A 21,904-nucleotide genomic window follows, 5' to 3' on the forward strand; every position below is an offset into this window, starting at 1 on the left:
CGAACAGTCGCGCCCCCAAAACCAGTAGCATGCGGCGCCATGAGCTCCCCCACTGGGCCTGCATCCGGCCTGCCTGTACGAATGCCGCGACCCCGACAGACCGGGCGGCACCGCCGCCCGGAGCCCGTAGCGGCTCCTGAGGGCGCGCCCGCGCTCGTGCTCGCCGTGCCCGGCGCTCCCGCGCCCGCCACGCGCAGCCTGGCCGAAGAGGTCATAAGCATCGCTCGCTCCGAGCTGCCGGGCCTCGAGGTCGGCATCGGTTATCTCGACGGGGACAATGCCGAGTACCCCACGCTCGAAGGCGTCCTCGCGCACACCGCCGCCCGGCGCACCGAGCGGTACGAGATCGCGCAGGCCGCCGGCCGTGAAGTGGCCGCACCCGAGGGACCCGCCGCCGTTGTGGTGCCCCTTCTCGCCGGCCCGGACAACGTCCTGATGCGCCGGATCCGCCAGGCCGTCATGGACAGCCGCGCGAGCGCCGAGCTGACCGATGTCCTCGGCCCGCACCCGCTGCTCGCCGAAGCCCTGCACGTCCGGCTCTCGGAGGCCGGTCTGGCGCGTGCCGACCGCGCCCGGCTGTTCACCGTGGCCACGGCGGCCGACGGCATCATCCTGGCCACAGTCGGCGGCGAGGAGGCTGTCCAGGCCGCCGGGATCACCGGCATGCTGCTGGCCGCGCGTCTCGCGGTGCCGGTGATGGCCGCCGCGCTCGACCACGAGGGCGCGGTCGGCGCGATAGCCGAGCAGTTGCGCGGCTCCGGCTCGGTGCAGCTCGCCCTGGCGCCGTACCTCGTGGGCCCGGAGCTGCCCGAGGGCCTGCTCGACTCGGCCGTGAAGGAGGCGGGCTGCGCCGCCTCCGAGGCGCTCGGGGCCTACCCGGCGATCGGAAAGCTGGTGCTGTCGCAGTACGCGACCGCGTTGGGCATCGCGCCGCAGCCTCAGGGCCCGCCGAGTCTCTGACGGCTCCGCCGTACGTACGCAGAAGGGCCCGCACCACGCGAACGGTGCGGGCCCTTGCGCAACACCCCGACGACGGTCAGGCGAAGATCACGCAGGAGGCGGCGGGGACGTCGAGGGAGCCCGACCTGCGTGGAACCCCCGTTTCCGGGTCGATGTCGAACCAGGTGACGTCTCCGGAGCGCTCATTGGCGGCGTACAGCCTGCGTCCTGTGGGGTCCAGGGCCAGGTCGCGCGGCCAGTGCCCGCCGCACGGCACCGTCGTGATCAGCTCCGCCTTCTCGTGCGTCTTGTCGAGCGCGAGGACGGCGATGCTGTCATGGCCGCGGTTGGCCGCCCAGACATGGCGGCCGTCGTGCGAGACAACCACCGCGGACGGGTAGCTGGGCCCGGCCGCGCCGTCCGGCAGCACCGGTGTCTCGCCGAGCGGTTCGAGGACGCCCGAGTCCGCGTCCCAGCGGCAGACGGTGAGGGTCGGCTCGAGCTCGTTCAGCACATAGGCGTGGCCGCCGGCGGGGTGGAAGGCGAGATGGCGCGGTCCTGTGCCGGGGCGCAGCGCGGTCTCGCCGTGCTCCGTCAGCTCGCCCGACTCGGGGTCCAGCACGCATACCCGTACGGAGTCGGTGCCGAGGTCGACGCTGAGCACCCAGCGCCCGGTCGGATCGGGCAGTACCTGGTGCGCGTGCGGGCCGCGTTGCCGGTCGGGGTGCGGCCCTGAGCCTTCGTGCTGCAATACGCCGCTGGCGGCGACCGGTTCGCCGTCGGCCCCGACCGGGAGCACGCTGACGCTGCCGGAACCGTAGTTGGCGGTCACCAGATGGCCCGAGGCGATCGCGAGATGCGTGGGTCCCGCGCCGCACACCGGCACGCGCGCGCCGATCGGCCGCAGCGACGGCCCGTCCGCCTCGAAAGCCCCCACCGCGCCCTCCGCCGTCTCGGAGACGGCGTAGAGGACCGTGCCGCCGGACGCGAGCGCGAGCGCGAGATACGACGGGTCCGCGACGGCGTCGCTCGCCCCCGTCTCCGTCAGGGCCCCGGTCTCCCCGTCCACGGCGGCCGTGATGATCCCGCGGCCTCCGGCCGAGGTGAACGACCCGATGAAAGCCCGTCCGGCGCTCTTGTCGCCCACAGCATTCCCCTCTCCGCCACTGATTCGCCTGCTGCCCGGCCGACGGTAGCAGGCGGTCTAGACCAACTCCGGCTACGCGTCTCCTTCGCCGCGGGCGCGCGCGGTCGCCTCAGGGTGGTGGACATAGGCGGGACGCCATTGGGTCGTGTCATACGTCCGGTGGAAGACGGGTGTCGCGGAGCCCGAGATCGGCGGCACGATCCACGACCAGTCCGCGCCCACAACACGGCCCCGGCTCTGCTCCCGGTCCAGGTGTGTGAGGAAGCGGCGCGACTCGGTGTGGTGGTCGGTGACCGTGACTCCCGCGAGGTCGAAGGAGTGCAGGACCGCGCGGTTCAGCTCGACCAGCGCGCGGTCCTTCCAGAGCGTGCGGTCGTTCGTCGTGTCCAGGCCCAACTGCTCGGCGATACGCGGCAGCAGGTCGTAGCGGTCGGTGTCCGCGAGGTTGCGGGCGCCGATCTCCGTGCCCATGTACCAGCCGTTGAAGGGAGCTGCGGGGTAGCAGATCCCGCCGATCTCCAGGCACATGTTCGCGATCGCGGGTACGGCGTGCCAGCGCAGGCCGAGGCCCGCATACCAGCTCTGCTCCGGGTGGTGCAGCTCGACTTCGAGTACGGCGTCGCGCGGCAGCTCGAACCAGCGCGGTTTGCCGTCCCCGTCCTCGATCACCAGTGGCAGCAGATCGAAGTGTGTGCCCGGGCCGCCCTGCCAGCCGAGCCTGAGGGCGAGCTCGGTGATCCCGGCGTTGCGCGGGTCGCCGACGGCGGGCCCGTAGTCGCCGGCATAGCCCGCGTACCGCACGAGCTGCTCGTTCCAGATCCGCGGTCCTGGACGGTCCGGCGCGTCCGGGGCGAAGACGGTGATGAGCGGGCGGATCCGGCCGCCGTTGTTGGCTTCGCGAAGATGGTCGGCCGCCTCGCGCGCCACGGAGTCGGCGTCGTCGATGTGCCGACGGTCGCGTATGCGCAGGGAGCGCCAGTAGAGCCGACCGATGCAGCGGTTGCTGTTGCGCCAGGCGACGCGTGCGCCGTAGACGAGTTCGGCCGGGGTGTGGCGGTAGGTGCCGGTCGCCTCGATCTCCGCGCGTACGGCGGCGATCCGGCCCGCCGGGTCGCCGGCCGACGGCTCCTCGCGATGATGGAGCCGGATGAACTCCTCGGCCTCTTCGACCAGCTCACCGCGGGTGGCGGGCGGGCCGCCCGCCGGCTGCTCGGAGTGGCCCATCGGGCAGCGGACTTCCGGCGCCGGAGCGTCCGCCGATTCGTGCGCTGACACCCGTGCACCGGTCCGGCGCAGGGCTCTGAGCAGAGACTTCCGCATGGCGCGTACCCCCGGTCCTGGAGGGGACGTACGTGGATGCCGCTCTGGTTACCCCTTGAACAGACTGATCCACCCTGTGTGTGCCAGGTGAATTTGCCTCATTCCGCGCCTTGTGTCGTTGTGGCAGGTCAGGCAGGTACGAGGGGAGCGCGGGGAGAGGTGCGCAGGGGCGCGTCGAGTTCCGCGAGCGCCCGCTCCAGCCCGTGCAGATGGGTGAGGGCGGCCTCGGCCCCGGGGTGGTGCTGCGGCGCCCGCACGGAGTCGACGGAGGCCTTCGTCTGCCGGGTGGCAGGCGGCACCAGCGCGTGTACGGCGGCCTCGACGCGCCGGCAGGCGGTGGCCGGCCGGGCGTCGTGGGAGGCGTCCGGGTCGGCGGCGACGGTGGCGAGGCAGCGCACTTCGCGGGCGCAGTCGTCGAGCAGCGCGATCACCTGGCGGGCGCGCGCTTTGCGGGCACGCAGCGGGCTGAGCGGATGGACGAGCGGATGGACGAGCAGGGCGAGCGAGAGCCGTACCCGGCCGAGCAGCAGCTCCAGTTCGGCGGCGAGCGGCGCCGGACCAAGATCCTCAACGAGCGACTTTGAGCGCCTGCCCGTCAGAGAGCGTCGCACCTGAGTCGCGTGGGGCGCTTTCCCCGCGGTTCAGGAACCGACCAATGGAGAGCGCGGAGAGGTCCCAAGCGGCATCGCCAGTTCCGACAAGGCCTTCTCCAGGCCGTGCAGATGGACGAGGGCCGACTCGGTTTCCGCCTGATGGGACGTCTCGCGGGTGGCGGTCGTCACCCGACTGCTCCGCATCTCGCCGACAGTGAGGGCCTCCACGGCGGCCTCGACCCGCCAGCAGGCAGCGGCCAGCCGGGCGTCATGCGACGCGGTCGGATCGGCGGCAACGGAGACCAGGCCCCGCACCTCGCAGGCGCAGTCGTCGAGCAGTTCGATGACGTGACGGGCGCGCGCCTTCCGAGCACGGAACGGGCTCAACGGGTGCACCAGCGGGGCGACTGACATCCGTACCCGGCCGAGCAGCAGCTCCAACTCGGCGGCGTGCGGGGCCGGGTCGGCCTGAGGGTCGCCGGCAAGGCGAGCCGCCGCCTCGGCCGTAGCGGCGTGCACGCAGTGCAGTGCCCGCTGGATCCAGGCATCGTTCGTGGCGTGCGTGGTGACCGGCAGCACGAGAACCACGGCCAGCGCGGCACACACCGCGCCCACGCCTGTCTCTGCCAGACGGAGCACGAGCAGGCTGGGGTCCAGCACGCCCAGCAGACCGTAGAGCAGGCCGGCCATGACCGTCACCGCCAGCATCATCCAGGAATACGAGACGGCGGCGGTGTAGAAGATCCCGAAGACACAGATGGCGACCAGTCCGGCCGTCGGCGCGGGCGCGCCGTTCAGCGGGATGGCGACCAGCAGACCGACGGCTATACCGATCAACGTGCCAAGGACACGGCGGAAGCCGCGGACCAGGGTCTCGCCGCGGGAGGCCGTGTTGACGAAAATCCACCATGCGGTGCCGACGGCCCAGTACCAGCGGCCTTCGGAGAGCACCTGCCCGACGGAAAGCGCGAGCGCGCAGGCAGCAGTGGCCTGGAAGGCCTGCCGGGTGGTGGGCCGCGCCAGGCCGGTGCCGGGCAGGGCCGGCGGGGCTGCGGTGGGCGGGGTACGGCGCTCGATGGGCCAGAGCACGAAGCGCACGGCGCCGGCCGCCAGGAGGGCCAGGCCCACGGCGGCGTACAGCTCGGGCAGCTGGGCGGGGATGGCGTGCAGGAACTGCGTGATGAAGAAGTTCATGAACGCGAAGATCCCGAGCGCGTGGCCGCGCGGGCCCCAGCGGCGAGCGTAGACCCCGCAGAAGACGACGGCCAGGAACGCGGCGTCGCGGGCCAGGGTGATGCCGTGCAAGGTGGTGGCGAGCGCCAGCAGCGGGAATCCGGCAGCGGGCAGCAGGGCGGTGGTGATCCGCTGGTCACGGACGGTCGCGTCGGTGACAGTGAAGAGGGCGAGCATTGCCGCGAGCCCCCCGGTGATCGACGCGGTGAGCGAGAGCCCGCACAGCTCGGATACGGCGACGGCTACGGCGACACCGATGACGGCACGGGTCGAGTTCCGCAGCCGCAGGCGCCCCGGGTCCGGAGCCACGAACATCTTCTTCACGGCGGTCGGCCGCCCCCCTTGCAGTGGTACGCGCCGCTCCCGCGGCAGTCCGGGGTGGTGGACAGCAAGCAGGCACAACGAAGGCACCGCGGTCCGGATTCCGGCCTCGTCGCCGTCCGGCGCTGCGCGGCGCCGCAAGTACATGGATACGAGAAAGATAACCCACTCCGGGCCCACTGGCTCAACAGTCGCGTCATCGGCTGTGCTGATGGCACACCTGATCAGCCTCGATGTCGGCCGGCGGGAGGCCGACGGATCACACCCTGGCCCTGGGCCGCACGTGGCCTGCTCCGCCGGACTCCGGCAGTCGATCGCCACGCGCCCACGCCCATCTGCGATCTCACGGCAACGTGCGCCGCAGACCGACGCCCGCCTGGAGATGGACGGTGAGCCGGTACTGCGGAGCAAAGTCAGGTCCACTTCAGCCGGCAGGGAATCCCGTCCGCGTCCACGGCACGCGGCCCGGCCCGACCGATCCGGCCCCCTTCGCGGGATTGTGCGGGATACGTCTGCCGGCGACGGCCGTCTCCAGCATGGCCGACACCAGGAGTCAGCTCGTTGCGTCTCAGGCGGCCGACCCCTGTTCAGGCGACCGCCCCCTGTTGTCGGTGGATCGGACCGTCCGTCGTCCGCAGCGGGCCACACGGGGCTCCGGTGCGGACCGGCGATGATCTCGGCGGCCACGGACACGGCCCTCTCCTCGGGCGAGTTCGCGCCGATGTCCAGCAGGACCTGCCGGAGCACGCCCCGGGAGGTCTCGTCGACGATCCGCCGCACCAATACGTCGATGACACCGCCGCAGGACACCGACCACGAACGCGTCGGTGTCGCTGTAGCCGAAGGGGACCCACTGCGGGACCACCCACCGCCCTGGAGTCCCCGACCTCACCGAATCCCCCGTCAGGTCGTGCTCTGCAAGGCCCGGTCCGGGTGATCGGCCGCATTCCCGTACACGTGCGAGAGACAATCGCACGACAGGCCGGCCGAGTTGAAGTCAACAGGCGCCGACGCGTACAACAACGACAACAGGGCCTCCCGGCATCGCTCGGTTCGATTCGCATCCCCGAGCTACCGGGAGGCCCTGCTATTCATGCGCGCAAAGCCGGAAGATCACCCGCGGTTTCTCAGCTGGTCATGGTGATCGCGGGCGGCGTCCAGGTGCCGTCGGTGACACTGGTCTGGGGCGAGTACATGCGCAGACACACCCAGAACCCGCTGCTTGGTGCGGGTAGCCAGTTGGACTCCATGCCTGCCGGGGCGTCGTGCTGGATGTAGATGTCCACGGAACCGTCGGCGTTTGGGGTCGGCTTGGCGTTGTGTCCGACCTCATAGCGGTTGATCGGGTTGTCGACCAGGAAGCCGGTCGGGTCGTACATCGTGAGGGACCAGAAAGCGTTCACCGGCGGGGTCTGGCCGGGGGCGAAGTGGATGACGTACTTGTTCGCTCCGTTCAGCGGATTCCCCTGGCCGTCACGGAAGGCCTGCATGTAGACCGCGTCCTCGGGGATGTTGGGGCCGATTCCGACCAGGGCTACGACCGCGCGCAGTAGGTAGTCGGTGCCGTACGTGCCCAGGTGGAGGTTGACGCTCCAGCCGTTGATCTGGTCTGTGACCCCGGCGATCCCGTTCTGGATCTGCTTATTGCCCTCGGATACGGACTGGCGAAGGGCTTCTGCTGTGGCAGGGCCCCTGGCGTTGATGTTGAACGGCTTGCCCGGGACGATGCCCAGGCGGGCCAGGGTGGCCACCATGGGGGCGTCTTCCTTCGCGGGCGGGTTGGTGGCCATGAGCGAGGAGAGCTGGGAGTAGTAGGTCTCCGCGTCCATTCCGGCGACGCGGTCAACCGGGTTTGTGGCAGGGACGGTCGGGTCGATTTGGCCTGCCGGCGGAGTGTAGGGGCGGCCGTAGGCGCTCAGTGGTTTGAGGGAGTACTTGCCCACCAGGTCTTTGACGGCGGGGAGGTCGGAGGGGCCGTCGAGCTGGGTTCGGCCAACGATCCACACGGTCTCGGTCGGGGACTTGATCTGCGTGACTCCGGCGGGCAGCACGCCCTTCCAGCCGGGACCGGTGACGGCGAAGTCACCGGCCGCGCTGCCGGTGGTGCGGGTTCCTGGTGAGGCGAAGACGTTCATCCAGGCGTCGAGCATGGGCATCATGACGAGCCGGCCGTGGGTGTCCGGCAGATGGAGCACCATGGGCTGCTTTTTCAGGTCCAGCCACGCCAAGGAGTACAGGGTGTCCACATTGCCGGCTGCAATGGTGCGTTGGGCTGGGGTGTTGATGGTGTCCGCATTGGCGAACTGGTTCACCGGCGCTCGAACGGTCGCCGGATCGGGCTCGACGACGTTGGTGGATGCCTGCTCGGTGGCCCGCATCATGAGCAGTGAGTAGCCGTAGATATACGCGTTGACCGCGTCGGCGGTGACGTCGGGCTTGGGCTTTGTCACGCTCGCCTGGGCAGCGGTCCCCGGCATGGCGGCCAGCGTAAATGCCGCCACCGCCGTACAGACGGCGGCACGCCAACCGCGCCACTTATGTATTACGTTCATAACGGTTGTTCCTTTCAAGGCTGTTTTCAGAGCTGACTGCACCCGTGGCTGCAGCGGCAACGTTTCGCCTGGCCGACAGGAAAGCGCGCCTGCACCGCTGGACACTTCGTGTGACTGGACGCTCTGCGGCGTACCCGGTGACCCAACGGCTTGTCCCGGCATTCATGACCTTGATGACTCCGTAGGACGAAGATCGCCTCGTCCGGGCTTTACTGTCGCCTCACCGGCGGGGCAGGGCAATCGGCGGGGTGGACACTCCAGATCGCGTATCGTTGTGATATGTCACAACGAAGCGCGCCGGGACATGAGGCCCCAGAGGCCAGCGATGACATTCGCGAGCAGGCGATGCGACTGGCCGCGCGCCTCGAGCCCCGGATCAACCAGTTGGCCAGGCTGGTCATCGAGCGCCAGCGGGCCAAGGTCCCCGGCTTCGACCGCCTCCCCGGCGATATGCAGGACCTGGAGGTCGCCTCGACCGCCCGCCAAGCGATCCGCAGCGTCCTCCGCTGCACGCAGAGCCTCGCGGACTCCGAAGCCGAGGTGTTCCGGGAACGCGCCGCCCAGCGTGCCGCGGAAGGCGTCGCCCTGGTCGGGCTGCTCAGGTCGTACCACGTCGGCGCCGAGGCGTTGACAGACGCGCTCTGCGCCGCCGCCCGCCCCGGAGAGGAGGCCGCCCTGCTGTGGCTCGTCCGCCACCAGTTCAGGACAGTCAATGCCATGGTCGAGCAGGTCACCGAGGCGTACCTGATGGAGATGGCCGATCACCAGAGGGCTGGGCGGGAGCTGGCCGCAGCGCTGGTCCGCGGTGATGCGCCGCAGGAGGTGGCCGCCCGTTGCGGCTTGCCTCTCGAACCCGGCTACCTCGTGCTCAGCGTCCGCGCCCCTGTGCTCCAGGAGCCGGTGGCCGCGCGACGACTGCTCCATCAGGTCCTGAGCCGGCTGGCGCCATCTGCAGAAGGCCGAGAGCTCAGCCTGCCGGACGACCAAGGCGGCCACATCCTGCTCCCCCTCGGCACACCGCACGCCGACCTCGTCCGGCACCTGTCCACCGGCCTGCCCCGGCCGGTGATCGCGGGGGCCGCCCTCGCGGCCACCCCAGGGGACGTCCCTGCCGCCGCCGAGCAGGCGCGCCGGATCGCTGCCGTCGCCCGCACACCCGGCGTGCACCGGCTCCAGGATGTGCTGCTCGACTACCATCTGGCCGGATCCCAGGACAGCGCCGCCGAACTGGCCGCGCTCCTGGACCCCTTGGACCGCCACGTCGGTCTGATCGAGACCGTCGCCGCGTTCCTCGACTGCGACCTCGACCGGCGCCGCACCGCCCGAGCGCTGAAGGTCCACCCCAACACCGTCGACAACCGCCTCGCCCGCACTGCCGAACTAACCGGCCTGTACCCGCAGACCACCCGGGGCGTACAGCTCTTCGGCGCTGCCCTCACCCTCCGCCGACTCGCTGAAGGCTCGACAACCGGCTTCATATCCGGCTGATATCGAATGCTGTTATTGGTCCGAATCGGTGAGTGTTCCGGGTCGTCGATCCTGGCGTGAATGAACTGGTGGGGGACGCACGGCGGTTGTCGCCGTCGGTGCAGGCGGTGTTGCGGATGCGGGCGGTGGCCGCGTTGGTGGCGGGCCGGACCCGCGAGGATGTCGCCGGGTCACCGGCCGCACCTGGCGCGCCAAGAGGGTGCACCCCCGTCGTGCGCCGCACGGGCAACCGGTTCTCCGTGAATGCGATGTCCGCGATCAGCCTGAGGTCCGTGCCTGGCTCGCCGCCCACCCCGACCGGCTCGAGCTGCGAACAGAACCCTTTGAGTTGCGGAAGGCCGCGGCGTACGTCTCCCCTGCCGGGCAGAAGGCGTTCGCCCCTGCGGCTGGCCGCGCCCCTGCGATGCCCCCGCACCCGGGCAGATGCGTTCTCAGGTGACGAGATAACTGGTTCGCCCCGGTGCGCCGCCGCTTCCCGGGGCGGCACGTCACCCTCGACGGTGGCGTGATCACGGTGTGGCTGTCGGCCACTGGGGACGGATGAGAACCCAGCTCGGAGGCCCTCGCAGACGGGCATCCACCTCTGGCCTGGCGGGACATCAACATGTGACGGGAGGGCCAATAGGGTGATCCCATGTCTGCCAAGTTGAGTTCCACGAGTGCCCGCGGAGCGCTCCGCGCATCGGCACGTGTCTCCGCCGAGTTGTTGTTGGTGCTCGTCATGGTCACGGTTGCCCTGTGGGCGCTGGGCCGGATGTGGTCGGTCGTCTGGCCGCTGATATCGGGCCTGTTCCTCACCACGCTGACCTGGCCCCTGACTCGGTTCCTGCGTCGGCGCGGATGGCGTCCTGCCCTTGCCGCGTCGGCCGTGACCGTGCTGTTTCTACTGGTCGCTGCGGGCGTCGTGGCGTTGATCGCGGCGCCGGTGGCATCCCAGTCCGGTGAGCTGTCGGACGGCGTGGTCCAAGGAATCCAGAAGCTGCGCGAGTGGGCTGTCGGACCGCCGCTGAACATCGGGAATGATCAGATCACAGGTGCCTTCGACGCAGCAGTCGCCCGTATCCAGGACAGCGCCAGCAGTATGGTCACCACTGTCGTCACGGGGGTGAGCGCTGTGGTCAACGGTGTGGTCACGGCCGTCCTGGCGCTCTTCCTCATGTTCTTCTTCCTCAAGGACGGCCCGCGGTTCCTGCCGTGGCTCACTCGCCAACTGCCCGGTCCTCTCGCCATCCACGTTCCGATCGTGGCCGCGCGCGGTTGGGACGCCCTGGGCGCGTTCGTGCGGGCCCAGGCATTCGTCGGTCTTCTCGACGCCGTTCTCATTGGCCTGGGCCTGTGGATTGTGGGAGTACCGCTGGTGCTCCCTCTGGCGGTACTGACCTTCGTATCCGCGTTCGTGCCGATCGTGGGTGCCCTCTTCGCCGGTCTTATTGCGGTGCTCATCGCGTTGGTATCGAACGGCCTGACGGACGCGCTGATCGTGCTGGCGATCATCGTCGTGGTGCAGCAGCTCGAGGGCAACGTGTTCCAGCCAATGATCCAGAGTCGTGGGCTTGGCCTGCATGCGGCGGTGGTCTTGCTGGCGGTGACGCTGGGCGGCAGTCTGGCTGGCATCGTCGGCAGCCTCCTCGCGGTGCCGGTGGCCGCAGTGATCGCGGTGGTCTGGAACTATCTCCGCGAGCAGTTCAGCGAATCGCCGCACGAGCCGGATACCGACGAGTCACACACTGGCGGTGCCGCTGCCGTGTCGTCGTAGCATTCTGAGGTTGACCCCGCGGAGTGGACGTCCCCGCCTGCCTGCAGCGTCAGCCGACCCGGTGGGTGGCTGTTTGACCAGCCCGATGACCCTCGAGCCTTCCAGACCAACGCGGTTGAAGCGGTGATCATCCGAGCCCGCATCACCAGATCCCGCTTGGAGGATCTGGGCGGGCAGGGCCGCAGCAGCCCAGTTCCGACCGAGGCGATCGCCGGCAGTCAGAAGACGATGCGGTGCTGGCTGCACTGTCACGGCTCAGCCGTGCCCGTAACGCCACGTGCAGCCGCCCGCCCCCGAGCACGCGAACTACCCCGCCACCAGGACATATACCCAGCCAATGCGGAGCACTAGCCGTTCAACTCCGCCAGCACGCGCAGGGTGTGCGGATCCGGCGCCGTCACCAGCAGATCGGGGACCTGGCCAGTGCACCATAACTCCAGCCGTTCGGCGACCCGTTCACGTGGTCCTACGAGCGAGATCTCGTCCGCGAAGGCGTCCGGTTCCAGTAGCCGGAGACCACCTTGCGACGGTCCGGCGAAGTCGACCGGACATCCCTTTCGGTCACCTCCACGACTGTCGCCGTCCGCCCGACTGGCGAGATGTCAGGCGTTCATCCCGCGGCGGTCCTCCAGGGTGTCCGTCGCCGAGCCCGTGCGCTGCATCCGCTGCCACCGCAGGCGGTTGCCCACCAGGGCCGTGACCACCGACTGGATGACGACCAGGTACATCAGCCGCTGGTGGACAAGGATCTGAAACGGCAGCGTCCACAGGGGCTCGAACTTCTCCCGGTCCAGACGCAGCGCGTACACCGCCGTGAAAAGCTGGACCGAGGCGAAGGCCAGCCAGACCGCCGCCGCCTGACCCGCGCCCACGAACAGCAGTCCGTACAGGATGAGGACATCGGCGATCGGGCAGACCAGCGGCAGGACCGTCTGGAACAGCAGCAGATAGGTCAGACCACGGCGGCCGAGCTTGCCCCCGGCACCCCGCTCCAGCAGCGCGCCGCGGTGCTTCCACATGGCCTGCAGCGTGCCGTAGCACCAGCGGTAGCGCTGCTTCCACAACTGCCGCACCGTCGAGGGGGCCTCGGTCCAGGCGATGGCCGACTCCTCGTAGACCACGCGCCAGCCGGCCCGGCACAGGGCCATGGTGAGGTCGGTGTCCTCGGCCAGGGTGTCCTCGCTGACGCCGCCCACCCCCACGAGCGCGTCACGGCGGAACGCCCCGATCGCGCCCGGAACGGTCGGCATGCACTCCATGACGTCGAACATGCGGCGGTCGAGGTTGAAACCGATGACGTACTCGAGGTGCTGCCAGCGGCCGAGGATGCCCTGCCGATTGCCGACCTTGGTGTTGCCGCTGACCGCGCCGACGCGCGGGTCGGCGAGCGGCTGGATCAGGTTGAAGACCGCGTCGGGGTCGAAGACCGTGTCACCGTCGATCATGACGACGATGCCGAAGTGGGCCCGGGCGAGCCCGGTGTTGAGGGCGGCGGCCTTTCCGGAGTTGGTCTGGCGGATCACCATGACCCGGCGGTCGTCGATCGCCTCGGCGATCTCGAAGGTCCGGTCGGTGGAACCGTCGTCGACGACGATGATCTGGACGGCCTGGTGGCTGGAGGCGAGCAGCGAACGCACGGTCGCCTCGATGCCCGCTTCCTCGTTGTACGCGGGGACGATCACCGAGACCGGGTCGGTGAGCGGCGGGAAGCGCGGGCCGCCGCGGCGCCGGGAGTGCTTGGCCCGTACGCGCTTCACATGCACACGGGCGACGGCGAACAGCATCACCAGCCGGGCCACGGTGATCACCCCGCCCACGAGCAGGGAGTAGGTCAAGCCGTCGGCGAGTGCCCGGGACGCCTGTTGGGCGCGGACGACCGCGGCACCCCTCCACTCGGCGGACGTGGAGACGCCGTAGGTGGTGCCCTGAAGTCCGAGACCGGCCCCGACGGTCGTGTACGTGACCCGGTCGCCGCGGGTGGCGGTCAGCAGCCGCTCGGTCTCGGCGATGGCATCGGTCGAGCCGGTGAACTGCCGGACGGCGCCCTGTGCGGCGTCCCGGCCGGGCGGGTCGGCGGCGACGACGACATAGCCGTCGGCCATGGCGCGCCGCGCCGCCTCGCCCATGTCGCCGCAGAGGGTGGCGACGTCCGCGGTGTGCGGGAGGCGCAGCAGATGGGTGCCGATGCCCGCGGTGCCGGCCAGGACGTTCTGGGTGAGGGCGAGCTCAAGACGGAAGAGCGGCTCGGAGAGACCGGCGAGATTGGCGTCCGTGTAGGTGTGCGAGCCGATCTCGTGGCCCTCGTCCTCGATCCGGCGGACGAGGTCGGGGTGGGCTGCGGCCTGGGTGCCGGTGAGGAAGAAGGTGGCCTTGGCGTCGTACCGCTTCAACTGGTCGAGCAGGTGCGGGGTCCAGGCCGGGTCGGGGCCGCCGTCGTAGGTGAGGGCGACCCTGCCGGGAGGCATCCGGGCGCCGGCGGCCTCGCCGCTCTTCGGGGCCTGCCGCAGGACGGGCCCGTCGGCGAACTCGGACGCCGCGGTGGCCGGGCACCGGACGGCGGGCGCGGCGGTCGGGGCTATCTCGTGCCGCCCGTAGCCGCTGAAGATCAGGGCGGTGGCGGCGACAGCCATGGCGAGAATCAGCAGCACCCAGTGAGCGCGGGGGTCCCTGCGCAGGGCGTGCCGGGTCACTTCGGCCCCTTGCCGTCCGCGGCGGGGCCGCGTCGGGGCGCGTTGCCGGAGTTCCCGGACAGGGCATTCGCCACAGAAGTGGCCGCCGGGTTGGCCTCGGTGGTGGCCGGCCAGGGCAGCGGCCCGCCGACCGGCCTGGCGCCGAAGCATCCGACGAGAACCATGACGACAAAGCAGACACACGCCGCGCCGATGGCGACGGACACATAGCTCAGGAGGCGACGCCTGGACCCCGAGGCGTCGACGAATACCGCACTAACCTGTTGAGTCATACCCGCGAATGTTAAGGGGATCGTAACAAGATTTTAAGGGAGTTGTAATGAATGAAGGGCTCTATTTCGGAGCCAGGTACCAAAATCGACATCTGTCCGCTATGCGCGGGCACTGCCCGGATCCCCGCGGACGGCGGATCTCCTCCAGGTGCCTGGTGTTACTGAGGTTGAACTCGCGGTGGCGTAGGGGCTGACGGCTCCTGGGTCCTGCTCGTATCACCGAGGCATGCGGTATCCAAAAGCCGGCGGGCAGACCGCCGAACGGCAACAAGTCCGCGAGCAGTTACGACTTCAAGCGGCCGAGCGGTTCGATTATGCCAATCCGTCATGGCCTGCATAGCTGCACGATCTGCACTGCACACAGTTCGTCGGCAAGCCCACGAAATCTCATTCAGGGGCCGACCAGGCAAGATGATCCAGTCTGTGTCCGGGGAACGCCTCATCGCATCGCGAAACGCGGTGCATGCGACTCTCTTCGAAGCACCCGCACGCTATTCCGAAACGGAATTGTCGAACACCGCTCTGCGCTGGATAACCCGGAACGTATTGCGCATGTCCGCCGCCGTCGGGCAGCGTATGTGCCCCGCTCTGAGGGCTGATTCGCCGCGGTCGGCGAGCATGCCCCGGAGATCAGGTTTTCCAGAACGGGCCATGACGGGTGCGGACCGCCGACAACGGTTTGGCTGACGGGGGATCAGGCAGGCTCGACGATGAACCACTGGGGAGAGCAACATGAGCAAATGCGGCCGCAGGCGCAGCCCAAGTGGCGAACTGCGAGCGGATGTCCTGGGGCCGGCGGACGCAGTGGTCATGGCAGTGGCCCGGAGCGCACCGGCGTATTCACTCGCCGCCACCACCGCGGTACTGGTGGGCTTGGCCGGAAGCGAGTCCGCCGTCCTCCTTTGGCGTTCCCTCCCCATGGGACCTTGACCCAAGGCCGGGTAGTTGACGTATTCCTGCTGGCGGCAAGGGGCTTGTTCGAGGCCTGGAGCTGGCGTAGGTGGCTGGTCCGGTCTTGTCGATAGGTCCTTGTGCCGCCCATCTGGCGAGTTGCCGGTACATGGTTCCGAGAGTGATGTCGCCGAGGTGGCGGGCGAGGTCATTTGTGCGCAGTGGCGGTTGGGGTCTGCGGCGAGGACGTCCAGGACGCGCTGTCGGCGGCGATCAGCCGGCGGTGTGCAGCGGTCGTCGTGCGAGGTGGCGGAAGTCGGGCTCCGGGTCCAGGATGGCCACCGCAAGGCCGGTCCGATCGTTGATCATCAAGGGTCCCGTGCCCTCAACCAACCACCTTGACCTGCGGCTTCAACCTCTAATACAACGACGTTGACCTTGGGTCTCCGGGCTCTCGGAAGAAGCAACTCATGGACTGGCTCACCCGGCTCCCCGTCATCGGCCCTCTCGCGCAGCGGCTGATACGGACCCACGCGTGGCGCTCGTACCAACGGCTGGAACGGGTGCGCTGGACCCGGCTCGCGGCGGCCATCACCTTCTTCAGCTTTCTCGCGCTCTTCCCGCTGATCACGGTCGCCGCGGCGATCGGTGCGGCGCTGCTCAGCCCGGAGCAGCTGCGCACTATCGAGGACAAGCTCGCCGAGAAGGTGCCCGGGATTTCCGACCAGCTCGACATCGGGGCCCTCGTCGACAACGCCGGGAAGGTCGGGCTGATCGCCGGTGCGCTGCTGCTACTCACCGGCATCGGCTGGATCGGATCAATGCGGGAGTGCCTGCGCGTCGTCTGGGACCTCGACGAGGAGGGCGGGGACAACCCGTTCGTGCGCAAGGGCAAGGACACTGTCGTCCTACTCGGGCTCGGCGCGGTCGCGCTGGCGTCGTTCGCCGCCTCGTCGCTCGGCTCCAGTGCCGTCGGCTGGGGCGGGGACCGGCTGGGCATCGAACGGGACGGGGCGGGCGGCGTCCTGCTGCAGATCGCCGCCCTCGCCGTCGCGGTGCTCGCCGACTTCCTGACGCTTCTCTACCTACTGACGCTGCTGCCCGGGGTGCAACCGCCGCGCCGCAGGCTGATCGTGGCGGCTCTGCTCGGCGCCGCCGGCCTCGAGCTGCTGAAGGTGCTGCTCAGCGGCTACATCTCGGGCGTCGCCGCGAAGTCGATGTACGGGGCGTTCGGCGTGCCGGTCGCGCTGCTGCTGTGGATCAACCTCACGGCCAAACTGCTGCTGTACTGCGCCGCCTGGACCGCGACGCCGTCGGCGGGCGAGGCCGAAGCGCCGCAGGATACGCCCCAGCCACGGGACAGGGCGCAGACGAGTAAGTCCGAAGTCGTCGGGCGTATGAAGCGAGTGAAGATCGATGGCTCTCTGGCACAGGAACGCCCCGAGCGGGTCGACCGCCGAAGCTGACCGACGCCGAGTTACTGACGCTCGCCGTCATGCACGCCGTGCTCGGCTTCGTCTCGGAGGCCCGCCGCAGAGGGTCTCGACCTCGATGTCGTCCAGGTCTGGGGGGACGCGCAACTGCTTGATGGCGACATCCCGGCCCAGGAACTCGTCCTTGGCACGCCACACCGCGCCCATTCCGCCCCGGCCCACACGCTCGGCAAGCCGGTAACGGCCGGCCACTAGACGCCCAGGATCGGACACCGACGAAACCCTTCTCGCACCCGGTCAGCAGTTTGAAGAGCCGCCACAATAGCCCGCAGATCACGCCGCCGGGCGGCATGTTGCGAACCGAGAGAAATTCCCCCGTTCAGTGAACGGTGGGCCACCTCGAGCCGTACTGGGCTCTCGCCTCGTTCTGCGTATACGTCAGGTGGCCTTGGGGTGCGACGGGTTTTCGACGCGTTCTGGCAGGTACTTACAGACAATGTCTCTGGTCTGGCCACAGGCCCAGAAGCAGGAGTCCGCCTATTCGGCATGCTTTACGGCGGCAGCCTCAGTGGAGACCACGGTTGTCGTCATCGCAGGGGCTCCGCGTGTGGCCGGAAACTCCTGACCTATGACGGAACGGCATAGGTCAGGGGTGGTACGGAGCCAACCACCGCGAATACATTGCGCTCACTCAAGGACAACTCATCTACCCGCCCCGGCACGACCCTTGGCGCGTGGGCCAGTACCCGTGGACGGTCTCAGCGCCATATAGCCGCACCGCTATGCGTGGCGGCCATTCAATGAACATGCTTTGTCGCTCTGGAGGGACCTCGAATAGCGGTCGGTCTGTACCCCGTCAACCTTCCCTACGCCCCCTTTCCCCGGAGCTGTTGATGCTTTCCACCACCGTACTGTTCTGCCCTGGAACATCCGATCCCTCCTCCACCGCTCAGCAATCCCCCCGTAACTCCGGGCACTGCGTATCGCCGGCAGGTCCGCCATGGTGGTTACTACCTGGCTGACTCTTCCGTGGCGCCGGCGATCTCGAAAGCCGTAACGAGAGTGGCTCAGCTGCCCAGTTGGATCGAGTTCCAGCCCAGCCCCGGACCCAGACGAACGAGGAACCATTCCCTTTCGTCTCCCGGGATCTTCCTCCAGCCCCTTCTACTGAGGACCCTTGATGACGCACATACCGGAGGCTCTTCCCGGAATCCTGGCCGCGACGGGAGCTGCCGCTGCCTTGATCGTTCCACCACTTCTCGTGCGTACGCGCCGTCTGCTGAAGGCCCTGCGGTCAGAGCGGGACACTGCCGTCCAGTACCAGGCAGAGCTGGCCGCCCGGCGGGAGGCTCTGGAAGAGGAGACACAGCAGCTGGTCGCCGTCCGGCTCCCGGCCTTGATCGCCCACCTCAACAACCGGCACGTCCCGGTTCCTGGGCTTGCGCATCCCGCGTTCGCCGTGACCGAGGTCGCGCAGATGCACACGGCTGCTCTGAAGCAGGTCGCCCAGGCTGTGGCTGCTGAGCGTGAGCGTGTCGATGAAGCTGCTCAGGCGGTGATGCGCGAGGCAGTGGCCGTCATCCAGGCGCAGAGTTACCAGCTCCAGTCCAAGATCGACGAGATGCGGCACCGCTACGAGGACCCGGAAACAACCAGGGACCTTCTTGAGCTGGACCAGCTCAACGAGCAGAACCTGCGACGCATCCAGGCCACAGGCGTGCTGTGCGGGGCCTGGCCGGGTCCGACCCGCAGCGACACCCATCTCGGTGACGTCGTGGTCGGTGCGCAGTACCGGGTACGGGGCAATCACCGCATCCAGGTCACCAGTCAACTGGACCCTCCGGTTGCGGTGGTCGCCCGGGCGGTCGAACCGGTCGCCATCGCCGTCGCCGAGCTGCTCGCCAACGCGGTGCACCACTCGCACGGCACGCTTTCCGTCGATGTCAGCCTCCACCAGGCCGAGTCCGGGGCCTGCATCGTCATCGACGACGCCGGCGCGGGGATGAACCAGGACGAGGTGGAGTGCGCCACCCGGTGGCTGTCCGGCCAGCAGCCGGTCCTGCTGACCGAGCTCGGCGACCCGCCACGGGCCGGGTTCGCCACGATTGGGCGTCTGGTGCGGCAGTACGGCTTCGCCGTGTCCATCGACAAGCCCGCCCCGTACGGCGGTGTGCGCGCGGTCGTGTTCATCCCGGCTCATCTGCTCACGCTCCCGGCCGACGCGGCCCGTCCCATGTCGGCCATGGCCCCCATCCTGCGGCTGGCGCCACGGCCTTCGGCCCTGGAGACCGGCGCCACACCTGTGGGTGACCTGCCACAGCGCCACCGTCGCCAGCCGCAGCCCGCCGACACGTCACGTCCTGCTGTCCGGGCCGAGGAGAGGCGGACGCCGGAGGAGACGAAGGCAACGTGGAGCGCCTTCCAGTCCGGCACAGTCCCAGGCCGTGGCGCCGCCCGTGCCGATCACCACGAAGGGCCCAGCTCCTAGAGAGGGTTCTCAGTGGACTCCGCTCCATCCGCATCTAGTGCCGTGTACCTGCCCAGTGGCGACCAGACGCTGGTGAAGATCCCGGAGACGAAACACTCACGGGGCGTGAGGGCTGCTTCGGCGAAGAAGCCGGTGAGGTTCCACCGGCACGTCGTACCTGATCTCCGTACCGACGACATCGCACCCCCAGCATCCCGAGCATCCCGAGGACATGCATGGTCCAGATGCCGGTGCCGATGCACGCGGCGACGAGCCGTCCGGTCGGACCAGTGATCAGCCCGGTGCCGCGGGATGGTGCTTCGTGCGTTCCTGTATCCAGGCCACTACCTGGGCGCGGCGGGTGAATCCGAGTTTGTGCAGAATGCGTTGGACGTGTCCTTGCGCGGTGCGGGGTGAGATCACCAGCCGAGCGGCGATCTCCTTGTCCGTCAGCCCCTGGTGCAGAAGGAGCGCCACCTCATGTTCCCGGGGAGTGAGAACCGGTTTGGAGGCCACGTCCGGAGCGGCGGCGCGATCTGACGCCCGGCCCAGCGCTCGGGCAACAGCGGGCTCCATGCCCAGTGCGGTTCCAGCGCTCACCCGGGCGGTGAAATCCTCGTCGCCCAGGCTCTCCCGCAGCTGCCTTTCGCACTGGGCGTGATGGTGCAGCAGCTGCCCAACGCCTGGCAGGGTGCCGCCCACCTGCTCCCAGGCGCCTTGTGCTGCGCCGAGCAGCTGCGCGGCCTCCTCACCATGACCGCCCTTTGCCCTGGCCCAGGCCAGCACCTCGAGGCACTGGGCCGCAGCCAGCCGGTTGTGCGACGGCTGGCCGATACTCAGACCCTTGCGCAGAACTCTCACCGCGGACCGGACTTCCCCTCGGAGCCAGTGGTGCAGCCCGACGACCCACAAGGCATAGGCATGGGACCACTGGGCGCCGCTGGCCTCGCACTCGTCCAGGCATTCCTGGGCCAGTGCGGCGGCACGTGGGTCACCGCCCAGGCAGCTGGCCAGGCTGAGAAGGAAGAGTGTGGCCCACGAGTCCCCGGCGTCCCCGTGGTCGCGGTACTGGGCGAGGGCGGCGTCCAGCAGGGGAACAGCGCGGGAGAAGTCGTCCTGGAAGAGGGCGGCAAGCCCGACAAGCTGATCGGCGCGGGCGTTCGTCTGCGGGTCGCCCAAGGACTGCGCCAGAGCGCGGCACTCGGTCACGCGACCCTGCGCGGCAGCGGTGTCCCCGCACAGCAGGGCGAGCCAGCCGTCAGCCCACAGGGCCTTGGCACGGGCGCGGCTGGGCGCTGTTTCGGATGCGAGAGTCCGGGCCAACCACTGGCGTTCCTCGGCAAGGCCACCCGCGCCGACGCGGTGACTCCATAGAGATGCGGCCAGCTCAAGACCGACCTCCGACTCTCCCGGCTCATCGAGGCAGAACTTCATGGCAACGCGGAGGTTGGACCGCTCTCGGCGGAGCCGGACGCCCCAAGCAGCCTGCTGCTTGGTTAACCACTCGGCCTCGGCCTGCAGGACCAGGGCCCGGTAGTAGTCGCGATGGCGCCGGTACAGGATCTCGAGCTCATCACTGTCACAGAGCCGTCGGTGGCCGTACTGCCGAAGTGTCTCCAACATGGAGTAACGCACCTGCGAGGGGCACTCGTCCCGGATCAGTACGGACTTGTCCGTCAGGCCCGCCAGCACGTCGAGGATCTCCTCGCGGCAGAGGCCGTCGCCGGAGCACACCGCTTCCACGGCCTCCAGGTCGAACCCGCCGCAGAAGACGGACAGACGGGCCCACAGCAGTTGTTCCTGGGGACCGCACAGGTCGAAGCTCCAGTCCATGGTGGCCCGCAGGGTCTGCTGGCGGGGCAACCTGACGTTGTTTCCGCCTGTCAGGAGTGAGAAACGGTCGTCCAGACGCCGGAGGATCTGCTCGCAGTTGAGCACCCGCAGACGGGCGGCGGCCAGTTCGATGGCCAGCGGAACGCCCTCCAGACGGTGACAGATCCGAGCTGCCACCCTGCGGTCCGCTTCCGTCAGTGCGAACTCCCCACGGACATGGGCGGCTCGGTCGGTGAACAGGTCGAGCGCTTCGTTGTGCCCGGCCGCGGCATCGCAAGAGGCGTCGTCCGGATCCGGAGCCTTCAGCGGTGCCACGTTCAGCAGATGCTCGCCGTCGACACCCAGGGCCTGCCGACTGGTGGCGATGATCTGCAGCTCCGGGGAGGCCTCCAGCAACGTATGCGCGAGGACGGCGCACGGACGGAGCAGATGCTCGCAGTTGTCGAGCACGATCAGGATCCGCTTGCTGCGCATTCGCTCGCTCAGGTCTGCAGGAGTGAGACGTCCCAGGCCGTGGTTCAGGCCGAGAACTTCCAGGACTGCGTTCGTCAGTGCCTGCTCTGTCTCGACCGCAGCCAGGTCCACCAGAAACACCCCTGAAGGGTAGGAACGCTGCGCATGGGCCGCGAGTCGCAAGGCAAGGCGGGTCTTGCCCACGCCGCCTGGGCCGGTCAGGGTCAGCAGCCGGGTCTGGGACAGCATGCGCCGGGCCACCGACAGCTCGTGGCGCCGCCCGATGAATCTCGTCGCCTCCGCCGGCAGGTTTGCGGTTCCTCTTCTCCTCACAGCCATGTGCTGGACCGACCTTTCCCCCGGACAGTACGCCCCCGCTCCGCTGATGGCACCACCGGCCGATGCGGCCGGCGGCGCGGACCGCTGCTTGCGGCCGGATGCATCTGCGTGGCGAGACCGGGCCGTCCGGCACCGGGCTCACGCGAGATGCATCCTCGTGTCCGCTGGGAAGGCGTC

12 protein-coding genes and 4 pseudogenes are annotated in these 21,904 nt (G+C 69.1%); 7 read left to right on the forward strand and 9 right to left on the reverse strand.

Annotation, left to right across the window (positions count from 1 at the left end):
• The first annotated feature begins 39 nt into the window (after positions 1–39).
• On the forward strand, positions 40–960 hold the full coding sequence (locus tag OG735_RS05040) for a sirohydrochlorin chelatase (protein ID WP_327321928.1): 921 nt from the start codon (positions 40–42) through the stop codon (positions 958–960).
• A gap of 76 nt (positions 961–1,036) precedes the next feature.
• On the opposite strand, the gene OG735_RS05045 is transcribed toward OG735_RS05040, so the two are convergent.
• From OG735_RS05045 to OG735_RS05065, 5 genes and pseudogenes are all read right to left on the reverse strand, one after another.
• Positions 1,037–2,086 (reverse strand): lactonase family protein, encoded by a 1,050-nt coding sequence (locus OG735_RS05045; protein WP_327321929.1) that lies wholly within the window; start codon positions 2,084–2,086, stop codon positions 1,037–1,039.
• A 72-nt stretch (positions 2,087–2,158) separates the two neighbouring features.
• Entirely contained in the window at positions 2,159–3,310 is a 1,152-nt protein-coding gene (locus OG735_RS05050; protein ID WP_327328209.1) for a nitric oxide synthase oxygenase, read from the reverse strand.
• A gap of 224 nt (positions 3,311–3,534) precedes the next feature.
• Positions 3,535–3,963, reverse strand: a pseudogene (locus tag OG735_RS05055) (FUSC family protein); the annotation flags it as partial.
• 84 nt (positions 3,964–4,047) lie between these two features.
• A complete protein-coding gene (locus OG735_RS05060) occupies positions 4,048–5,547 on the reverse strand; it encodes an FUSC family protein (protein WP_327328210.1) in 1,500 nt (499 codons plus the stop codon).
• Between the two features lie 1,133 nt (positions 5,548–6,680).
• Positions 6,681–8,030 carry a DUF1254 domain-containing protein gene (locus OG735_RS05065; protein ID WP_327321930.1) on the reverse strand — a complete coding sequence of 450 codons (1,350 nt, stop codon included), beginning with the start codon at positions 8,028–8,030 and terminating at the stop codon, positions 6,681–6,683.
• 354 nt (positions 8,031–8,384) lie between these two features.
• On the opposite strand from OG735_RS05065, the gene OG735_RS05070 reads away from it, so the two are divergent.
• Positions 8,385–9,593: a PucR family transcriptional regulator gene (locus tag OG735_RS05070; protein WP_327321931.1), complete on the forward strand. Its 1,209-nt coding sequence runs from the start codon at positions 8,385–8,387 to the stop codon at positions 9,591–9,593.
• Between the two features lie 634 nt (positions 9,594–10,227).
• Entirely contained in the window at positions 10,228–11,349 is a 1,122-nt protein-coding gene (locus OG735_RS05075) for an AI-2E family transporter (protein WP_327321932.1), read from the forward strand.
• Between the two features lie 347 nt (positions 11,350–11,696).
• Here the strand turns inward: OG735_RS05075 and OG735_RS05080 are convergent.
• The 3 genes and pseudogenes from OG735_RS05080 to OG735_RS05090 form a co-directional block, all read right to left on the reverse strand.
• Positions 11,697–11,858: pseudogene (locus OG735_RS05080) on the reverse strand (LLM class F420-dependent oxidoreductase); the annotation flags it as partial.
• Positions 11,859–11,951: 93 nt separating this feature from the next.
• Entirely contained in the window at positions 11,952–14,039 is a 2,088-nt protein-coding gene (locus OG735_RS05085) for a bifunctional polysaccharide deacetylase/glycosyltransferase family 2 protein (protein WP_327321933.1), read from the reverse strand.
• The gene (locus OG735_RS05090) at positions 14,036–14,311 is read right to left on the reverse strand and encodes a hypothetical protein (protein ID WP_327321934.1); all 276 of its coding nucleotides are present in this window, start codon (positions 14,309–14,311) and stop codon (positions 14,036–14,038) included. The genes OG735_RS05085 and OG735_RS05090 overlap by 4 nt, the downstream gene beginning before the upstream one ends.
• A gap of 732 nt (positions 14,312–15,043) precedes the next feature.
• Between OG735_RS05090 and OG735_RS05095 the strand changes: the two are divergent.
• From OG735_RS05095 to OG735_RS05115, 4 genes and pseudogenes are all read left to right on the forward strand, one after another.
• A pseudogene (locus OG735_RS05095) lies at positions 15,044–15,232 on the forward strand (APC family permease); the annotation flags it as partial.
• A 440-nt stretch (positions 15,233–15,672) separates the two neighbouring features.
• Positions 15,673–16,668, forward strand: a complete 996-nt coding sequence (locus tag OG735_RS05100) for a YihY/virulence factor BrkB family protein (protein WP_327321935.1) — start codon at positions 15,673–15,675, stop codon at positions 16,666–16,668.
• A pseudogene (locus OG735_RS05105) lies at positions 16,641–16,733 on the forward strand (IS982 family transposase); the annotation flags it as partial. The gene OG735_RS05100 and the pseudogene OG735_RS05105, both read left to right, overlap by 28 nt.
• Before the next feature lie 1,082 nt (positions 16,734–17,815).
• The gene (locus tag OG735_RS05115) at positions 17,816–19,123 is read left to right on the forward strand and encodes an ATP-binding protein (RefSeq protein ID WP_327321936.1); all 1,308 of its coding nucleotides are present in this window, start codon (positions 17,816–17,818) and stop codon (positions 19,121–19,123) included.
• 273 nt (positions 19,124–19,396) lie between these two features.
• On the opposite strand, the gene OG735_RS05120 is transcribed toward OG735_RS05115, so the two are convergent.
• Positions 19,397–21,637, reverse strand: coding sequence for an ATP-binding protein (locus OG735_RS05120; RefSeq protein ID WP_327321937.1), 2,241 nt, complete (start codon positions 21,635–21,637; stop codon positions 19,397–19,399).
• Positions 21,638–21,904: the final 267 nt, after the last annotated feature.

It is taken from the genome of Streptomyces sp. NBC_01210 (assembly GCF_036010325.1).
Classification (GTDB): domain Bacteria; phylum Actinomycetota; class Actinomycetes; order Streptomycetales; family Streptomycetaceae; genus Streptomyces.

What these genes read in the sequence shown, in the direction of transcription:
- OG735_RS05040 (WP_327321928.1), top strand. Translation starts at nt 40, where the DNA reads ATGAGCTCCCCCACTGGGCCTGCATCCGGCCTGCCTGTACGAATGCCG.
- OG735_RS05050 (WP_327328209.1), bottom strand. Translation starts at nt 3,310, where the DNA reads ATGGGCCACTCCGAGCAGCCGGCGGGCGGCCCGCCCGCCACCCGCGGT.
- OG735_RS05060 (WP_327328210.1), bottom strand. Translation starts at nt 5,547, where the DNA reads ATGTTCGTGGCTCCGGACCCGGGGCGCCTGCGGCTGCGGAACTCGACC.
- OG735_RS05065 (WP_327321930.1), bottom strand. Translation starts at nt 8,030, where the DNA reads ATGCCGGGGACCGCTGCCCAGGCGAGCGTGACAAAGCCCAAGCCCGAC.
- OG735_RS05070 (WP_327321931.1), top strand. Translation starts at nt 8,385, where the DNA reads ATGTCACAACGAAGCGCGCCGGGACATGAGGCCCCAGAGGCCAGCGAT.
- OG735_RS05075 (WP_327321932.1), top strand. Translation starts at nt 10,228, where the DNA reads ATGTCTGCCAAGTTGAGTTCCACGAGTGCCCGCGGAGCGCTCCGCGCA.
- OG735_RS05090 (WP_327321934.1), bottom strand. Translation starts at nt 14,311, where the DNA reads ATGACTCAACAGGTTAGTGCGGTATTCGTCGACGCCTCGGGGTCCAGG.
- OG735_RS05100 (WP_327321935.1), top strand. Translation starts at nt 15,673, where the DNA reads ATGGACTGGCTCACCCGGCTCCCCGTCATCGGCCCTCTCGCGCAGCGG.
- OG735_RS05115 (WP_327321936.1), top strand. Translation starts at nt 17,816, where the DNA reads ATGACGCACATACCGGAGGCTCTTCCCGGAATCCTGGCCGCGACGGGA.
- OG735_RS05120 (WP_327321937.1), bottom strand. Translation starts at nt 21,637, where the DNA reads ATGCTGTCCCAGACCCGGCTGCTGACCCTGACCGGCCCAGGCGGCGTG.